This window comes from Brevundimonas sp. ALps5 (assembly GCF_058681645.1).
On record NZ_CM178744.1, the window covers coordinates 3445795 to 3461057 of the forward strand.

The 15263-nt window shown below is 68.3% G+C and carries 17 protein-coding genes; 9 read left to right on the top strand and 8 right to left on the bottom strand.

The genetic code is table 11. The annotated features are described in order from the left end of the window. Nucleotides 1-32: 32 nt before the first annotated feature. The 4 genes from rplI to ACW172_RS16380 form a co-directional block, all read right to left on the bottom strand. Nucleotides 33-617 carry a 50S ribosomal protein L9 gene (gene rplI / locus ACW172_RS16365; RefSeq protein ID WP_492032499.1) on the bottom strand — a complete coding sequence of 195 codons (585 nt, stop codon included), beginning with the start codon at nucleotides 615-617 and terminating at the stop codon, nucleotides 33-35. A 1-nt stretch (nucleotide 618) separates the two neighbouring features. Next, nucleotides 619-903 carry a 30S ribosomal protein S18 gene (gene rpsR, locus ACW172_RS16370; protein WP_492032500.1) on the bottom strand — a complete coding sequence of 95 codons (285 nt, stop codon included), beginning with the start codon at nucleotides 901-903 and terminating at the stop codon, nucleotides 619-621. Between the two features lie 12 nt (nucleotides 904-915). Next, nucleotides 916-1299 (bottom strand): 30S ribosomal protein S6, encoded by a 384-nt coding sequence (gene rpsF / locus ACW172_RS16375; RefSeq protein ID WP_492032501.1) that lies wholly within the window; start codon nucleotides 1297-1299, stop codon nucleotides 916-918. Nucleotides 1300-1497: 198 nt separating this feature from the next. Further along, nucleotides 1498-3624 carry a TonB-dependent receptor plug domain-containing protein gene (locus tag ACW172_RS16380; protein ID WP_492032502.1) on the bottom strand — a complete coding sequence of 709 codons (2127 nt, stop codon included), beginning with the start codon at nucleotides 3622-3624 and terminating at the stop codon, nucleotides 1498-1500. Between the two features lie 174 nt (nucleotides 3625-3798). Between ACW172_RS16380 and fabD the strand changes: the two genes are divergently transcribed. The 3 genes from fabD to ACW172_RS16395 all read left to right on the top strand — a co-directional run bounded on the left by fabD (nucleotide 3799) and on the right by ACW172_RS16395 (nucleotide 5903). After that, complete coding sequence (fabD, locus tag ACW172_RS16385; RefSeq protein WP_492032503.1) at nucleotides 3799-4755, top strand: ACP S-malonyltransferase; 957 nt, start codon at nucleotides 3799-3801, stop codon at nucleotides 4753-4755. After that, entirely contained in the window at nucleotides 4755-5495 is a 741-nt protein-coding gene (gene fabG / locus ACW172_RS16390) for a 3-oxoacyl-[acyl-carrier-protein] reductase (RefSeq protein WP_492032504.1), read from the top strand. Before fabD ends, fabG begins: the two co-directional genes overlap by 1 nt. A 168-nt stretch (nucleotides 5496-5663) precedes the next feature. Further along, nucleotides 5664-5903 carry an acyl carrier protein gene (locus tag ACW172_RS16395; protein WP_131249014.1) on the top strand — a complete coding sequence of 80 codons (240 nt, stop codon included), beginning with the start codon at nucleotides 5664-5666 and terminating at the stop codon, nucleotides 5901-5903. A 94-nt stretch (nucleotides 5904-5997) separates the two neighbouring features. Here ACW172_RS16395 and ACW172_RS16400 read toward each other — a convergent pair whose 3' ends face one another. After that, nucleotides 5998-7251 (bottom strand): hypothetical protein, encoded by a 1254-nt coding sequence (locus ACW172_RS16400; protein ID WP_492032505.1) that lies wholly within the window; start codon nucleotides 7249-7251, stop codon nucleotides 5998-6000. Nucleotides 7252-7450: 199 nt separating this feature from the next. On the opposite strand from ACW172_RS16400, the gene fabF reads away from it, so the two are divergent. The 6 genes from fabF to ACW172_RS16430 all read left to right on the top strand — a co-directional run bounded on the left by fabF (nucleotide 7451) and on the right by ACW172_RS16430 (nucleotide 12271). Next, nucleotides 7451-8731, top strand: coding sequence for a beta-ketoacyl-ACP synthase II (gene fabF, locus ACW172_RS16405; protein ID WP_492032506.1), 1281 nt, complete (start codon nucleotides 7451-7453; stop codon nucleotides 8729-8731). 44 nt (nucleotides 8732-8775) lie between these two features. Continuing rightward, on the top strand, nucleotides 8776-9936 hold the full coding sequence (mltG, locus tag ACW172_RS16410; protein WP_492032507.1) for an endolytic transglycosylase MltG: 1161 nt from the start codon (nucleotides 8776-8778) through the stop codon (nucleotides 9934-9936). Between the two features lie 14 nt (nucleotides 9937-9950). Then, nucleotides 9951-10817, top strand: coding sequence for a YicC/YloC family endoribonuclease (locus ACW172_RS16415; RefSeq protein ID WP_492034997.1), 867 nt, complete (start codon nucleotides 9951-9953; stop codon nucleotides 10815-10817). Further along, the gene (gmk, locus tag ACW172_RS16420; protein WP_492032508.1) at nucleotides 10807-11448 is read left to right on the top strand and encodes a guanylate kinase; all 642 of its coding nucleotides are present in this window, start codon (nucleotides 10807-10809) and stop codon (nucleotides 11446-11448) included. Before ACW172_RS16415 ends, gmk begins: the two co-directional genes overlap by 11 nt. Before the next feature lie 81 nt (nucleotides 11449-11529). Then, nucleotides 11530-11724: a hypothetical protein gene (locus ACW172_RS16425; protein WP_492032509.1), complete on the top strand. Its 195-nt coding sequence runs from the start codon at nucleotides 11530-11532 to the stop codon at nucleotides 11722-11724. Between the two features lie 61 nt (nucleotides 11725-11785). Then, on the top strand, nucleotides 11786-12271 hold the full coding sequence (locus ACW172_RS16430; protein WP_492032510.1) for a hypothetical protein: 486 nt from the start codon (nucleotides 11786-11788) through the stop codon (nucleotides 12269-12271). Nucleotides 12272-12274: 3 nt separating this feature from the next. Here ACW172_RS16430 and ACW172_RS16435 read toward each other — a convergent pair whose 3' ends face one another. The 3 genes from ACW172_RS16435 to pdxA are packed head-to-tail and all read right to left on the bottom strand — an operon-like array spanning nucleotide 12275 to nucleotide 15262. Beyond that, complete coding sequence (locus ACW172_RS16435; RefSeq protein ID WP_492032511.1) at nucleotides 12275-13411, bottom strand: pyridoxal phosphate-dependent aminotransferase; 1137 nt, start codon at nucleotides 13409-13411, stop codon at nucleotides 12275-12277. Then, on the bottom strand, nucleotides 13408-14229 hold the full coding sequence (rsmA, locus tag ACW172_RS16440) for a 16S rRNA (adenine(1518)-N(6)/adenine(1519)-N(6))-dimethyltransferase RsmA (RefSeq protein WP_492032512.1): 822 nt from the start codon (nucleotides 14227-14229) through the stop codon (nucleotides 13408-13410). The genes ACW172_RS16435 and rsmA overlap by 4 nt, the downstream gene beginning before the upstream one ends. Before the next feature lie 31 nt (nucleotides 14230-14260). Next, entirely contained in the window at nucleotides 14261-15262 is a 1002-nt protein-coding gene (gene pdxA, locus ACW172_RS16445) for a 4-hydroxythreonine-4-phosphate dehydrogenase PdxA (protein WP_492032513.1), read from the bottom strand. Nucleotide 15263: the final 1 nt, after the last annotated feature.

Sequence of the window (15263 nt, forward strand, 5' to 3'; positions counted from 1 at the left end):
GCGCCCCTTGATCATTGGACCCTGGTCCGGTCTCAGGCTTCGGAGCCGAGACCGTCCTGTTGGCCGGCGCCGCCCTCGACCATGTCGCGGGCCTGTTCAGCGGCCAGTTCGCGATCTTCGTCGTAGGCCGACTTGATCACGTCCTCGCCCTTCGCCTGACGTTCGGCTTCTTCGGCCGAGCGGGCGATGTTGATCTTGACCGTGGCCGAGACCTCGGGGTGCAGGCGAACCAGCACCTCGTGAACGCCCAGGGACTTGATCGCGGTGTTGAGCACGACCTGCGAGCGCTCGACCTTGCCGCCTTCAGCCTGAACGGCTTCGGCGACGTCGCGGCCGGCGACCGATCCGTACAGCTGACCGGTTTCACCGGCCGAACGGATCATCACGTAGAACTGACCGTCGATCTTGTCGGCGACCTTCTGGGCCGCGTCCTTGTTCTTCTCGTTGCGCGCCTCGATGGCGACGCGGTCGAGCTCGAACTTCTCCAGGTTCTTCGACGTGGCGCGCAGCGCCTTGTCGCGGGGCAGGAGGAAGTTGCGGGCGAAGCCGTCCTTGACAGTGACGACGTCGCCGATGGCGCCGAGGTTCTCGACGCGTTCCAGCAGAACGACCTTCATCTTACTTCACCACATAAGGCAGGAGGGCCAGATAGCGGGCGCGCTTGATGGCCTTGGCCAGTTCGCGTTGCTTGATCTGGGAAACGGCGGTGATGCGCGAGGGCACGATCTTGCCGCGTTCGGAGATGTAACGCTGCAGCAGCTTCACATCCTTGTAGTCGATCTTCGGCGCGCCTTCACCCGAGAACGGGCAAACCTTGCGGCGACGATAGAAGGGACGGCGGCCGGCGGAGCCGGAGCCGGCGGGGGTGCCCGGGACGTTACGGGGAGCGGTGGTATCGGTCATGTGATCTGATCCTTACGCTTCGACCGCGGCGTCTTCACGCGCGGGACGGTCGCGATCGCGTTCACGCTCGCGTTCACGGCGGGCCAGCAGCGGCGACAGTTCCAGGTCGAGTTCCTCGACCTTGACGGTCAGCCAGCGCAGCACGTCTTCGTTGATGCCCAGCTGACGCTCGACTTCGGCCATGGCGGCCGGAGGCGTGTCGATGGCGAGCAGGGAATAGTGCGCCTTGCGGTTCTTCTTGACCCGGTAGGTCAGGTTGCGCAGGCCCCAGTATTCGATCTTGGCCACGGTGCCGCCGCCGGCGACGATGATGTCCTTGATCGTGTCGTTGAGGGCTTCGGCCTGTTGCGCCGAGATATCCTGGCGCGTCATGACCGTGTGCTCGTAAAGAGCCATTCGTCAGTCTCCCTTTGAGGGGCTTCGGCGCCGACGGACCGGGTAAGTCGCGCCTGCGATGGCTCCTGAGGCGGCGGCCGGGATGACTTCCCGAACCCTTTGGCGTTCCGCATCAGGACCGAAGCCCTGGAAAGCGGGCGCGTATAGGGGAAAACCGGCGATCCGGCAAGGACTGTCGGTCGTGGCGGGCGAAACGGCTCAGAAACTGCGACGCAAGCTGACCGAGGCCTGGATCTGGCCCTGGCTGAAATTGATCTCGTCATAGGTCACGGGGCTGGACCCGCGCGCGCCGTCGAACAGGCGGAATCGGCTTTCGCTGGGTTGGCCGACCGTCAGGTCACCGCTGAGGCTCAGCCGGTCGTCAGGCTGGTAGGTGAAGCTGCCATAGACCATGGGATCGGACCGATAGGCGGAGAGGGTGCGGGCGCCATAGGATCGGGCGTCGCCGCCGCTGGAGGCGCCGAGGGTCCAGCTCACCCGCTGGGCGGTCAGGTTGCGGCTCAGGCTGAGGCTCCAGAGGAACGGCTGTTCATTGCTCAGGCGGCGGTCCTCGAAGGTGATGGGGTCGCGGGTCTGCGAACGCCGCCAGGTCGCCGAGGCGTTGAACATCCCGCCGGTCCAGCCGAAGCGATCCAGCGGCAGGCGGTTGGTCAGTTTCAGCGTGTCGCGCGTCGCATCGCCGACGTTGCGGGTGATGGTGAAGGTGACCGGGTCGGTCTCACCCGGCGGGATTTCGGTGACGATCACCGCGCCCAGGACGTCGTCGATCCACTCATGGGTCAGTTCGGCGGTGAAGGCGCCTCGTTTGTCGTAGACATGTTCGTAGCGGGCCTGGGCCAGCCAGGCCTGGGCCGGGCGGATGTCGGGGTTGCCGCGCCCGAAGACGCCGGTGCTGAACGAGGCCGAGGCCTGGAAGGCGCCGAACGACAGCTGTTCGGCGTTGCGCTCGGCCTTGAAGTTCCACTGATGGCCCGGCTTCGGCGTCCAGCCGAGGTTCAGTCGCGGCTTGAGGAAGCTGAGCGTCGTCTCCCCCTCGCCGGCGCTGCCGGTGGCGGTAATGCGCGACGCCTCATAGCGAAGGGTGGTTTCCAGGCTGAGGTTCGGCCGTGCCGCCCAGACGCCGGTGATAAAGCTCTCGGACCGCAACTCCTCCACCCGGGTATCGTCGCCGGGGAGGAGAAGGGGGCTGTCATTGAAGCGGTAGGCGGTATCGGATTCGACCCAGTTGAGCGCCGCCTCAGACCCGGTCTCGAAGGTCCAGGCGCCGATGGGGGTGTTCAGGGCGGCGAACTTGACCGAGCCGTTGACGATGCTTTCGCCCTTGTCCTCGCCCGACAGGCTTTGGGAGGTGAAGTCCGGGGTGTCGTAACGGCCGTCCGAGGTGGCGTGGATCAGTTGCTGGGAGCTGACCAGTTCCAGCGTCGCGCCGCGCGGCAGGCTGCGGGTCCAGCGCAGGGCCATCTCGCCCTTCCACTGTTCGTCCCGGCTGACGGAGTCCTCGCGGCCGAACGGAATGACCAGAAGGTCGGTGAAGGCGTAGTCGGAGCTGTTGTAGCTGACCAGGCCGTTGGCGCGCAGGCGGCCGCCCGCCAGAGGGCCTTCGTAAACCCCGGTCGCCTCGGCCTGATCGAAGAGATAGTCGCCGGTCGACAGGGCGCGCAGCAGGACCGTCCCGTCCGGCGCCGTGCGAATGCGATAGCCGTTCTGGGCTCCCGGCCCGTGATAGAGTTGTAGCGATCCCTCCAGCGAGCGGCCGCCGCGCTGTTGCTGAACCTGCAGATAGAGGTTGGGCTGGAGGTCGCCGGTATTGACCAGATTGGTCCCGACCGAGACGGCGCCGCTGACGCCCGCGTCGGGCTTGCGGATGACGTTTGCGACCACCGCCTTGCCCTGCATGTCGATCCCGCCGGCCCCACCCCGGACCAGTTCGATCCTCAGCACCTGGGAAGCCGGAATGCGGGCCAGGATGGAGTAGAGGGTGTCGCTGCGGGTCGGCGGCCGCTCGCCGTCGATCAGGACATTGCCCGCCGTGCCCGCCATGCCCCGCGCCGAGGTTCCGCCGTCGAACTGGAAGCCCGGAATGCGATAGATCATGTCCAGGGCGCTGACCGGCCTGAACTCGGCGAAGAAGTCCGCAGCATAGGGGGTAATCCGCCCGTCCGTGGCGGTTTCAGCGGCGGCTGTGGTCGTCTGCGGGGTGTCGTCGTCGAGGGCGAAGGCGGGGTCGCCGCCGACTGCCGCCGCGATCCCGAAGGCCCAGGCGGCGAGGGGTGGGCCGCGTCGCCCCCAACGGCCAGGACGCACCTCTACCGGATTGAAAACCAAGGCCCGTTCCCCCCGAACGCCGTTTCAGTATGGTGACGCTGGAGGGCTATTGTGTCGGTCCTGCGGCTTCATTCTGGCCGTTGTGCAACCACGGCGGGATGCGACCTCAATGCTTGCCCTGAGGGAATGATCGTCCTACGCCTCCCGCCTGATTCACGGCTTACGGACCTATCGATGAGCATCGCTCTTCTGTTTCCCGGACAAGGCAGCCAGGCGCTGCGCATGGGATGCCACCTGTCGGACGTTTTCGCCGCCGCCCGAGACGTCCTGGCCGAGGTCGACGATGCGCTGGGGCAGAACCTGTCGCAGATCATGCGCGAGGGTCCGGAGGACCTGCTGACCCTGACCGAGAACGCCCAGCCCGCGCTGATGGCCGTCTCCATCGCCACCATGCGCACGCTGAAGGCCGACTTCGGCATCGACGTCACCGCCGCTGACTATGTCGCCGGCCATTCGCTGGGCGAGTATTCGGCCCTGTGCGCGGCAGGGTCGCTGACACTGTCGGACACGGCGCGTCTGCTCAAGCTGCGCGGCCAGGCCATGCAGCGCGCCGTGCCCGTGGGGCAGGGGAGCATGGCCTCCCTCATCGGCCCCAAGACCGACCTGGCGCTCGCCGAAGAAGCGGCCAGGGCCGGTTCCGCCGCCGGCGTCTGCGTCGTGGCCAACGACAATGTCGCCGGCAACGTCGTGATCTCGGGTGACAAGGCCGCGGTGGACCTGGCCATCGCCAAGGCCAAGGAACTGGGCGCGCGCGCGATCCCGCTCAACGTCTCGGCGCCGTTCCACTGTCCTCTGATGCAGCCCGCCGCCGATGAGATGGCGGTCGCCCTGGCGACGGCGGCCATCGCCGCTCCGGCCGTGGCGGTGATCGCCAACGTCACCGCCCGCATCGAGACCGATCCCGAAGTCATCCGCAAGCAACTCGTGGAACAGGTCACCGGTCGCGTACGCTGGCGCGAGAGCATGGAGTGGATGGCGACCGAAGGTGGTGTGACCCGCTTCGTCGAGGTCGGCGCCGGCAAGGTCCTGACCGGCATGGCCAAACGCGCCGCGCCCGAGGCCGAGCATGTGCCGCTGAACACGCCGGAAGACCTCGAGGCCTTCGCCAAGTCGCTGCAAGGAGCGGAATAATGTTCAATCTCACCGGCAAGACCGCCCTCGTCACCGGCGCCACGGGCGGAATCGGCGGGGCCGTCGCCCGCGCCCTGCATGCCCAGGGCGCCACCGTCGTCCTGTCGGGCACACGCGAAGCCGTGCTGGCCGATCTGGCGAAGGAACTGGGCGAGCGCGCCCACTTCGCCACCGCCAACCTGTCGGACCCCGAGTCGGTCGACAATCTGGTCAACGCCGCCGAGACCGCGGCGGGCGCGCCGCTGGACATCCTGGTCGCCAACGCGGGGATCACCAAGGACGGCCTGCTGATGCGGATGAAGGACGAGGACTTCCAGTCCGTCCTGACCGTCAATCTGGAAAGCTATTTCCGTCTATCGCGCGCCGCGATGAAGGGGATGATGAAGCGCCGCTCCGGCCGCATCATCGCCGTCACCTCGGTGGTCGGCGTCACCGGCAACCCGGGCCAGACCAACTATGCGGCGTCCAAGGCCGGGATGATCGGCTTCTCCAAGTCGCTGGCCCAGGAAGTCGGTTCGCGCGGCATCACGGTCAACTGCATCGCGCCGGGCTTCATCGCCTCGCCGATGACGGACGTCCTGAACGACGCCCAGAAGGACGCCATCATGAAGAACATCCCGATGGGCCGGCTGGGTCTGGGCGACGAGATCGCCGCCGCCGCCGTGTACCTCGCCTCCGACGAAGCCGCCTATGTCACGGGGCAAACCCTGCACGTGAACGGCGGCATGGCGATGATCTGACCGATCAAACGGTGTAATCGCCCCTTTCCAGCCCGCGCGGCTGTGCTAAAGGGCGGCGCAACCGCTTGCCGCGTGGCTCGTTAGGGTCTTGCACAAGCGTCGCCGTCGTGAGACGGCAGGATTTGAGACAACAGCCGCTTCTCGCGGCCTCATAAGGCAGAGACACCCATGTCCGACACCCTGGAACGCGTCCGCAAGATCGTCATCGACCACCTGGACGCCGATCCGGACAAGGTCACCGAAAAGGCCAGCTTCATCGACGACCTGGGCGCTGACTCGCTCGACAACGTCGAACTGGTCATGGCCTTCGAGGAAGAATTCGACATCGAGATCCCGGATGACGCCGCCGAGCACATCCAGACCGTCGGTGACGCCGTGAAGTTCATCTCGGAAAAGACCGCCGGCTAATCCCGGCGTCCTGACCCGGTCGGGTCTGGACACAGATACGGCCGCCCGATGCTCCCTGCGGAGCGCGGGCGGCCGTTTTCGTTTGGCGACAGGCTCAGCCCGCGTCGCAGGCCGTGGTCAGGGGCGTGAAGCGGTAGCTGATGGTCCGGGCGCGGCTGCGGCCGAGGAAGCGGGCCCGGTCGAAGGCCCCGGCCTCGCAGCCGCCGGCCGAGCGTCGGGTCCAGCCGCCGTCGCCCGAGGAACACTGGGTCGTATAGGCCGCCTCGCCGCCCTCGCCGGAGGTGCAGAGGCGGGCGTCCTTCGGCACGGTGATCGGCTTGGACCAGGCGCCCGCCGGCGCGATCAGGGTCCCGGCGGCGGGCAGGACCAGGGCGGGGCGCGTGACCTTGCCCGTCGCGGCCGTGCGGCGGCGGATGTCTGCCAGCACCGCCTCGGTGCGGGCGCCGACCCAGCCGGACAGGGTGATGCGGTCACGCTGGGCCTCGGCGACGGCGGCCTCATCCTCGGCGGTCAGGGGCAGGCCGTTCTCGATCTTGACCCGGATCTCGCGCAGGCGGACGGCGCGGGCCTCGTTGCGGCGCTTCTCGATGGCGGTCTCCAGTCGGGCCAGTTCCTCGTCCTGGGGCCGTGGCGCGCGCAGCCAGGCGGGTACGCCCATGCCGGCCAGGGTCTGTTCCGGGATCAGCATGTTTCCCAACGCCAGGGCAGCGGCGGCCAGGGGGGCGGCGATGAAGATGAAGCGTTCGGCCCTGGGCGAGACCTGCCCGAACAGCCACAGGGCCAGGACGACCACGGGCGTCAGCAGCAACAGCCTTAGCGACACCCAGAACGCGGTATCCCCCGGTGCGACCGCGAACAGGACCAGAGGCGTCAGACAGGCCAGCAGGACCAGCCCGAGCAGCCTGGCATAGGCCATCAGTCCGGCCTGGGCGTCCTGCCGCCCCTTCCAGGCCGCGATCCCGCCCCCGACCAGGGCCACGCCGATCAGATGGACCGGACTGATGACGGTATAGAGGGCAGCGGCGGAGATCAGGCCGACCAGCAGATAGTTGCCCTCGGCCCAGCCCATGGCGCGGAAGCCGGCGCCCAGCACCAACACCGCGAACAGCCCCAGCAGGATCAGGGCGAGGCGCCGGTGCAGCCGTTCGATCGAGGCGCCCGCGTCGTTCAGGGTCTCGTTGATCTGCTCGCGGCCCTTGCCGATCAGCCGCGCCGTCCCGCCGCCGAGGGAAGCCAGGGCGCCCTTGATCGACTTGCGAGGCGGCGAGGGCTCGGTCAGGACCGGCGTCAGCGCCGAGGGCGGGTTCGCCCGGGACGGTTCGGCGGAGGGTTCAGCGGGGTCGTCCATGCTCGCTCTCCAGCGCGCGGCCTGCTCCAGGAGAGAGGCAGGATGGCTCGGGCCGAGGGTGACTGGGCCAGCGCCTGAATTCAAGTACCGGCGTTCTCCGGTCAGGGCATGGGCGGCCGATCGGCGCGCGCCCTAGCGAGTCGGGCCCGCGCTCACTATGATTTACGGCTTGAGTCTCAACAGTCATGGAGCGCAGGGCATGCGCCGCGTTGTCGTCACCGGCCTTGGACTGGTCACCCCCCTGGGCTGGGGCGTCGAACACAGCTGGAAGGGCATCGTCGAGGGACGGTCGGGCATCGGCCCGATCACGACCTTCGACACCGAGGGCTACGGCTGCACCATCGCGGGCGAAGTGCCCAGCGTTGACGGTCGCGGCCAGGGCGGCCCCGACGTGCCGGGCAGCTTCGATCCTGATCAGATCATGTCCGCCAAGGACCGCAAGCGTGTCGACGACTTCATCCTGTTCGGCATCGCCGCCGCCGACGAGGCGCTGAACGACGCCAACTGGCATCCCGAGTCCGACGAGGACAAGGAACGCACCGGCGTCATGATGGGCTCGGGCATCGGCGGCCTCGGCCCCATCGCAGACACCTCCATCATCCTGAAGGAGCAGGGCCCGCGCCGGGTCAGCCCCTTCTTCATCCCCTCGGCCCTGATCAATCTGACCTCAGGCCAGATCTCGATTCGCCATGGGCTGAAGGGGCCGAACCACGCCGTGGTCACGGCCTGCGCCTCTGGCGTCCACGCCATCGGCGACGCGGCCCGGATGATCGCCTTCGACGACGCCGATGTGATGGTGGCGGGCGGGGCGGAAAGCTCGATCGTGCCGATCGGCATCGCCGGCTTCCTGGCCTGCAAGGCCCTGTGCACCGCCTATAACGACACCCCGGAAGCGGCCTCGCGGCCCTATGACCGGGGCCACGCCGGTTTCATCATGGGCGAGGGCGCGGGCGTCGTGGTGCTGGAAGAGTATGAGCACGCCAAGGCGCGCGGTGCGAAGATCTACGCCGAAGTCGTCGGCTACGGCATGTCCGGCGACGCCTATCACATCACCGCCCCGTCCGAGGACGGTGACGGCGCCTATCGCGCCATGAAGGCCGCTGTGAAGCGCGCCGGGATCGCCATCGAGGACATCGACTACGTCAACGCCCACGGCACCTCGACCATGGCCGACTGGATCGAGCTGCGCGCGGTCGAGAAGCTGGTCGGCGACCATGCGAAGAACATGGCCATGTCCTCGACCAAGTCGATGACCGGTCACCTGCTCGGCGCCGCCGGCGCCATCGAGGCCGTCTTCTCGGTGCTGGCCATCCGCGACCAGATCGCGCCGCCGACGATCAACCTCGACGACCCGGAACACGAAACCGCCATCGATCTCGTGCCACACAAAGGCAAGCCGATGGAGATTGATGTGGCCATGTCCAACAGCTTCGGGTTCGGCGGCACCAACGCCTCGATCATCTTCAAGAAGGTGGCCTAGTGTCCAAGGGTTCGGGGGGACCCATCAAAGGCCCGAGACCAGCGATGCGGGGCAAGCGCTCCGGCCTGGTCGCGGCCCTGCTGGCGGCGTCGGCGACGTTCAGCCTGTTCCTGATCGCGGCCCTGGTCTGGGCCTGGAGCGTCTATTACGCGCCTGGACCCTCGGCGCGGGCGGGGGAGGCGACCGTCGTCTCCCTGTCCAGCGGCTCGGGCGTCTCGGCCATCGCAGCCCAGCTGAAGAGCGCGGGCGTTATCCGCTCCACCGACATGTTCAAGGCCGCAGCCACCCTGACCGGCGCGGACCGCAAGCTGCGCGCCGGCGAATACCAGGTGCCGACGAAGGCCTCGCTGCGCACCGTGCTGCGGCTGCTGACCGACGGCCGGGTCGTGCGCCACTATGTGACCATCCCCGAGGGCTGGTCGTCGCTTCAGGCGGTGGACATCCTGAACAAGGAGGCGGTGCTGACCGGCACGGTCGACACCCCGCCGGCCGAGGGCTCCTTGTGGCCCGACACCTATGAGGTCTCGCGCGGCGAGACCCGCGCTTCGGTCGTCGCCCGCATGCAGCGGGCCATGACCGAGAATCTGGCCCGGCTGTGGGCGACCCGCAGCGCCACGACCGTGGTCCGCACCCCCGAAGAGGCGGTGATCCTGGCCTCGGTGGTCGAGAAGGAGACGGGTCTGGCGACCGAGCGTCCGCGTGTGGCGGCGGTCTTCTCCAACCGTCTGCGCATGGGCGTGCGGCTCGAGAGCGATCCGACCATCGTCTACGGCATCACGCACGGACGCCCGCTGGGGCGTGGCATCCGCCAGTCCGAGCTGCAGGCCGACACGGGCTACAACACCTATCTGATCGACGGCCTGCCGCCGACGCCCATCGCCAACCCGGGCAAGGACGCCATCGCCGCCGTGCTCAACCCGCCGCGCTCGAATGACCTGTTCTTTGTCGCCGACGGCACCGGCGGGCATGTTTTCGCCAGCACCTATGAGCAGCATCTGGTCAATGTGGCGCGTTGGAGGGAGATCGAACGGCGGAAAGCCGGCCTGCCGCCCGGCGCGACCCCGCCCGCCGCTCCCGGCGCTCTGGCTCCCGGTACGGCCCCGACGGACCAGCCCCTGACCGGTGAGGCCGTCATCACCATGCAGCCGCCGGGAGCCCTGACGCCCTCACGGCCTCTGCGCGGCGCCCCGGCGGATCCCCGGTGAGCGCGATATCGGGCATGACCGGCTTCGGCCGGGCCGACGGGGCGCTGGACGGCTGGAGCTGGAGCGTCGAAGCGCGCTCGGTCAACGGCCGCAATCTGGAGGTCCGCTTCCGTGGGCCCAACGGCTTCGACAACCTCGAACGCCTGACCAAAACGGCGGCGCAGGGACGGCTGAACCGGGGCCAGGTCACCGTCGGGGTCCAGGCGAAGCAGGCGCAGGGCGGCGCAGCGGCGCTGAAGGTCAATGAGGCGGTGCTGCTGCGCTATCTGGAGCTGGCCAACCAGCTGACTATGGAAGGGGCGACGCCGCCCTCGGCCGACGGCCTGCTGGCCCTGCGCGGCGTGCTGGACGCGCCGGAGGAGGACGCCGATCTTGAGGCGCGAGCCCCTATCGAGGCCGCCATGGCCGCGACCATCGCCGAGGCCCTCGACGCCCTGAAGCTGTCGCGCGAGCGGGAAGGCGGCCAACTGACGCCCGTCATCACCGACTTCATCGACGCCATCGAGGGACTGGTCGCGCGCGGCGAGGGCGAGGCCCAGGCCCAGACCGATCACATCCGCGACCGCTTCGCTCGCCGCATGGCCGAACTGGCGCCCGACGCCCATGGCCTCGACGACCGGACCGTGCTGGAAGCGGCGGCGCTCGCCACAAAGGCGGATGTCCGCGAGGAGCTGGATCGACTGACCGCCCACGTCGCCTCGGCCCGCACCCTGTTGCGGCAACCGCCCGCCGGACGAAAACTCGACTTCCTGATGCAGGAATTCATGCGCGAAGCGAACACACTCTGCTCGAAATCGGCTACGACGCCGCTCACCGCCATCGGACTCGATCTGAAGGCGGTGATCGAGCAACTCCGAGAACAAGTCCAAAATGTCGAATGACCGCACGCCGCGCCGGGGCGTCCTCCTGATCGTGGCCAGCCCCTCGGGCGCCGGCAAGACCTCCCTGTGCCGCCGTCTGATGGCCGACCACGGCAATCTGGAACTGTCGATCTCCATGACCACGCGCGGCATTCGTCCGGGCGAGGTCGCCGACCGCGACTATCACTTCGTCAGCCCGGAAGCGTTCCAGGACCTGATCGATCAGGACGCCTTCCTGGAGTGGGCCGACGTCCACGGCAGCCGCTACGGTTCGCCGCGCGCGCCCATCGACAAAGCCTTGTCCGAAGGCCGCGACGTCCTGTTCGATATCGACTGGCAGGGCGCGGCCCAGATCGCCGAGAAATGCCCGGGCGACGCCGTGCGTGTCTTCATCCTGCCGCCCAGCCTCGAAGAACTGCGCCGCCGTCTGGTAACCCGCTCGCAGGACGCCGACGAGGTCATCGAGCGCCGTATCCGCAACGCCAAGGGCGAGATCGAGCACTCGGACGTCTTCGACTATGTCTTCGTCAACGACGACTTCGACCGCTCCTATGCCGAGCTGGCCCACATCTACCACGCCGAGCGCAGCCGCCGGTTCCGCAACACCTGGGTCGAGGGGTATCGCGACGACCTGCTGCAGGAAGATGTCTGAAATTTAAGGTGAACGCCGATTGGCGACGGTCCGCCGGCGTGCATTACTGATCCCGACACGGGGGTGTTGGGAGACTTCGACATGACGACTTTCAAACCCGGCAAGCTGGCGATTTTCGCCGTGCTCGGCGCCCTGGCGCTCGGTTCCGCGGCCTGCGCCTATGACGACTACGGCGACCACCACCACCGCGGCGGCCATGACCGGGGCGGCCACGGCGGACGTGGCGACCAAGGTCGCGACCACGACGGCCACGGCGATCATCGCGGCGGTCACTGAATAACAGTGTAGCGCCCGCCGTTCCGCGAGGGCGGCGGGCCTTTTCACTCTGGGGGGAGAGATGACGCTTCTCAGTCTGTTGCTGGCGCAAGCCGTCGTTCAGGCGCCTGCCGTGTCTCCGGCCAGCCCGGCGTTCCCGCCCGCCGATACGACGAAGCTCAGTCTGGTGCTGGTTCAGACGGTGTCCGAGACCGATCCCCAGCCGCTGTGCCCGCAGCCGAACTGCACCTCCATGTTCCTGGGCCACTACAAGGACGCGGTGGTTTTGGCCGGACCGGCGCTGCCCACCGAGTTCACGGCGCGGATCGAGATGGGCTCGCCGTGGAACAAGCCCTATCGGCTCGCCCTGATCGTCGAACAGAGGGACGGGCAGGAGCCGCTGGTGCGCGCTGAGACAGGTTTCAATGTCCGCACCGGCGAAGGCTGTTTCGAGTTCAAGCAGACCGGGCCGTTGAACTGGCATCCGACCGGCGAGGGGTTCTACTGGCAGAGACAGGTCCTCTGCCTCAAGAACCCGACGTTCACCCCGGTGATGCTCAGGCCCTGACCTTCAGGCTGCCGCCCGCGCCGCGAACCAGGGCCTCAGCCGTTCCAGCGCCGCCTCGATCAGGGGCGTGGACACCGCGAAGCTAAAGCGCATGAAGCGGTGGCCGTCGACGGGGTCGAAATCCACGCCGGGCGCGGTCGCCACGCCGGTGTCGCGCAGCAGTTGCTCGCAGAAGGCCACGCTGTCGTCGGTCAGATGGCCGATGTCGGCCCAGACGTAGAAGGCGCCGTCCGGTGGGGCGATGGTCTTCAGACCCAGAGAGGGCAGGGCGGCCAGAACCAGCTCGCGGTTCTTCCGATAGACCTCGATATGGCCTTCCAGCTCGTCCACACAGTCCATGGCGACCAGACCGGCGTGCTGGCTCAGCGACGGCGGGGTCAGGAACAGATTGCCGATATAGGCCTTGGCAGCCGCGACATGATCCGGCGGGACCAGCAGCCAGCCCAGTCGCCACCCGGCCATGCTCCAGTACTTGGAGAAGCTGTTGATGACGAAGGCCTCGGGCTCGAACTCCAGGATCGAGGGCGTGGGGCTGCCGTAGCTAAGGCCGTGATAGATCTCGTCCGAAACGATGACGATGCCGCGTTGGCGACAGACGGCGGCGATGGCGGCCAGTTCCTTGGGGGCGATGATCGAACCGGTGGGATTGGCGGGGCTGGCGATGATGACGCCTGCGGGCGCGGGTTCCAGCGCTTCCAGCGCAGCGGCGGTCAGCTGATAGTGTTCGGCGGGGCCGCAGGCGATCTCGACCGGCGTCAGGTTCAGCGCCTTGACCGTATTGCGATAGGCGACATAGCCGGGCCGGGCCATGGCGATGTGGTCGCCGGGCCGGAACCGCGACGACAGGGCCAGCACCAGAGCCGGAGACGCGCCGCAGGTCATCAGCAGCCGGTCGGGATCGACCTCGACGCCGTAGCGGTCCTGATACAGACGGGCGATGCGCGCCTTCAGCGGCGTGCTCTCCCAATAGCCCATGCCGTCGGCGTCCAGCACCCGGTGCGCCTCGGCGATGGCGGCGGCGGGGGCGCCCGTCGAGGGCTGGCCGAACTCCATATGGATCACATCACGCCCCTCGGCCTTCAGGGCGTGGGCAATGCGGCTGATGGTGATGGCGCGGAAGGGTTCGATCTCGGTCATCAAGCCCTCGCCAGCAGGGCGTCGGCCAGCCGCAGGAAGCCGGCGACCTCGACGGTCTCAGCCCGGGCGTCGGGATCGATGCCGGCGGCCTCGCACAGGGCGCCGCCGCCAAGCTGTTTCAGGCTGGAGCGCAGCATCTTGCGGCGCTGGCCGAAGGCGGCGGCGGTGACGGTCTCCAGTCGCTTCAGTGTCGCCCGGTCGGGACGGTCGGCGCGCGGGACCAGATGCACCACGGCCGAGGCCACCTTGGGCGGTGGGGTGAAGGCGGCGGCGGGCAGATGCATGACGATCCGCGCCTCGGCCACCGCCTGCGAGATGACCGCCAGTCGTCCGTAGGCGTCGTCGTCGGTATCGGCCACGATCCGCTCGGCGACCTCCTTCTGGAACATCAGCGTCAGGGCGCAGGGCGTCCACGGCCCGGTCAGCCATTTGATCAGCAAGGCCGTGCCGACGTTGTAGGGCAGGTTGGACACCAGATGGGTCGGTCCCTCGGCCAGTTTCGCCTCATCGACCTTCAGGGCGTCGGCCTGGACGATGGTCAGACGACCGTCGCCGGCGTCCAGCTCCTCCAGCAGGGGGACGAAGCGGGGGTCCTTTTCGACCAGGGTCACCGGACCGGCGTCGCTCTCCAGAATGGCGCGGGTCAGGCCGCCCGGGCCGGGGCCGACCTCGATGACGGCGCGGCCCTCGAACGGTCCGGCCAGCCGCACGATCTTTCGCGTGACGTTCAGGTCCAGCAGGAAATGCTGACCGAAGCTCTTCTTGGCCAGCAGCCCGTGGGCTTCGAGGGATTCGCGCAAGGAGGGGAGGTCGGAACTCATGCGCCCTTGAACACCGACAACCTGCGGAAAGCTAGCCGCCAGCGCGCGCCGCTGCCATCTCGGCGGCCAGTCTGATGGCGGCGATCAGGCTGTCGGGGCGGGCGACGCCCTTGCCGGCGATGTCGAACCCCGTCCCGTGATCGGGCGAGGTGCGGATGATGGGCAGGCCGAGGGTGGCGTTGACCCCACCCCAGAAGTCCAGCGTCTTGACCGGGATCAGGGCCTGGTCGTGATAGAGGCAGATGGCGGCGTCATAGGTCGCGCGGGCTTCGTCATGGAACATGGTGTCAGCGGGCCGGGGATCAGTGATCGCAATCCCTTCGGCGCGCAGGGCCTCGACGGCGGGCGCCAGAACCTCGATCTCCTGCAGGCCCAGAGCCCCGCCTTCGCCCGCATGGGGGTTGAGGGCGGCGAGGGCCAGACGCGGGCGGGCGATGCCGAAGTCGCGTTTCATCGCCTCATGCACGACCCTGGCGGTGCGGATGACACGCTCGCCGGTGACCAGCTGGGGCACCTGATCGAGCGCGACGTGAATGGTCACCAGACAGGCGCGCAGGTCCTTCGCCGTCAGCATCATGACCGGCCCGCGCGTCCCGGCGAAGGGGGCGTCGGCGGTCAGTTCGGCGATGAACTCGGTATGGCCCGGAAAGCGGAAGCCGGCGGCGTAGAGCGGCGCCTTGGCGATCGGGGCGGTGACCAGGCCCGAAGCCTCGCCCGACAGGCAGAGGTCGACGCCGCGTTCGATCCAGTCGGCCACGACCCCTGCGTTGGCGGGATCGGGCCGGCCCACGATGACCGAGGCGGGGGCAGGGTGGCTGAGCACCGGCAGGGCGCGGGCGAACCGGTCGGCGGCGTCCGCGACCTGACCGATCTCGAGGATCGGCACGCCTTGCGCCTTCAGCAGGCCGGGATCGCCGATGACCGCGAAGGGCGCGCCTTCGGTGGAGAGCGCTCGCCAGGCGTCGGCGATGATCTCGGGACCGACCCCGGCGGGCTCGCCCATCGACAGGACCAGCGGCCGGGGCGCGGCCATC

What these genes read in the sequence shown, in the direction of transcription:
- ACW172_RS16425 (WP_492032509.1), top strand. Translation starts at nt 11,530, where the DNA reads ATGACGACTTTCAAACCCGGCAAGCTGGCGATTTTCGCCGTGCTCGGC.
- pdxA (WP_492032513.1), bottom strand. Translation starts at nt 15,262, where the DNA reads ATGGCCGCGCCCCGGCCGCTGGTCCTGTCGATGGGCGAGCCCGCCGGG.
- rsmA (WP_492032512.1), bottom strand. Translation starts at nt 14,229, where the DNA reads ATGAGTTCCGACCTCCCCTCCTTGCGCGAATCCCTCGAAGCCCACGGG.
- fabG (WP_492032504.1), top strand. Translation starts at nt 4,755, where the DNA reads ATGTTCAATCTCACCGGCAAGACCGCCCTCGTCACCGGCGCCACGGGC.
- rplI (WP_492032499.1), bottom strand. Translation starts at nt 617, where the DNA reads ATGAAGGTCGTTCTGCTGGAACGCGTCGAGAACCTCGGCGCCATCGGC.
- fabF (WP_492032506.1), top strand. Translation starts at nt 7,451, where the DNA reads ATGCGCCGCGTTGTCGTCACCGGCCTTGGACTGGTCACCCCCCTGGGC.
- ACW172_RS16395 (WP_131249014.1), top strand. Translation starts at nt 5,664, where the DNA reads ATGTCCGACACCCTGGAACGCGTCCGCAAGATCGTCATCGACCACCTG.
- ACW172_RS16430 (WP_492032510.1), top strand. Translation starts at nt 11,786, where the DNA reads ATGACGCTTCTCAGTCTGTTGCTGGCGCAAGCCGTCGTTCAGGCGCCT.
- ACW172_RS16415 (WP_492034997.1), top strand. Translation starts at nt 9,951, where the DNA reads ATGACCGGCTTCGGCCGGGCCGACGGGGCGCTGGACGGCTGGAGCTGG.
- gmk (WP_492032508.1), top strand. Translation starts at nt 10,807, where the DNA reads ATGTCGAATGACCGCACGCCGCGCCGGGGCGTCCTCCTGATCGTGGCC.
- rpsF (WP_492032501.1), bottom strand. Translation starts at nt 1,299, where the DNA reads ATGGCTCTTTACGAGCACACGGTCATGACGCGCCAGGATATCTCGGCG.
- ACW172_RS16400 (WP_492032505.1), bottom strand. Translation starts at nt 7,251, where the DNA reads ATGGACGACCCCGCTGAACCCTCCGCCGAACCGTCCCGGGCGAACCCG.
- mltG (WP_492032507.1), top strand. Translation starts at nt 8,776, where the DNA reads ATGCGGGGCAAGCGCTCCGGCCTGGTCGCGGCCCTGCTGGCGGCGTCG.
- rpsR (WP_492032500.1), bottom strand. Translation starts at nt 903, where the DNA reads ATGACCGATACCACCGCTCCCCGTAACGTCCCGGGCACCCCCGCCGGC.
- fabD (WP_492032503.1), top strand. Translation starts at nt 3,799, where the DNA reads ATGAGCATCGCTCTTCTGTTTCCCGGACAAGGCAGCCAGGCGCTGCGC.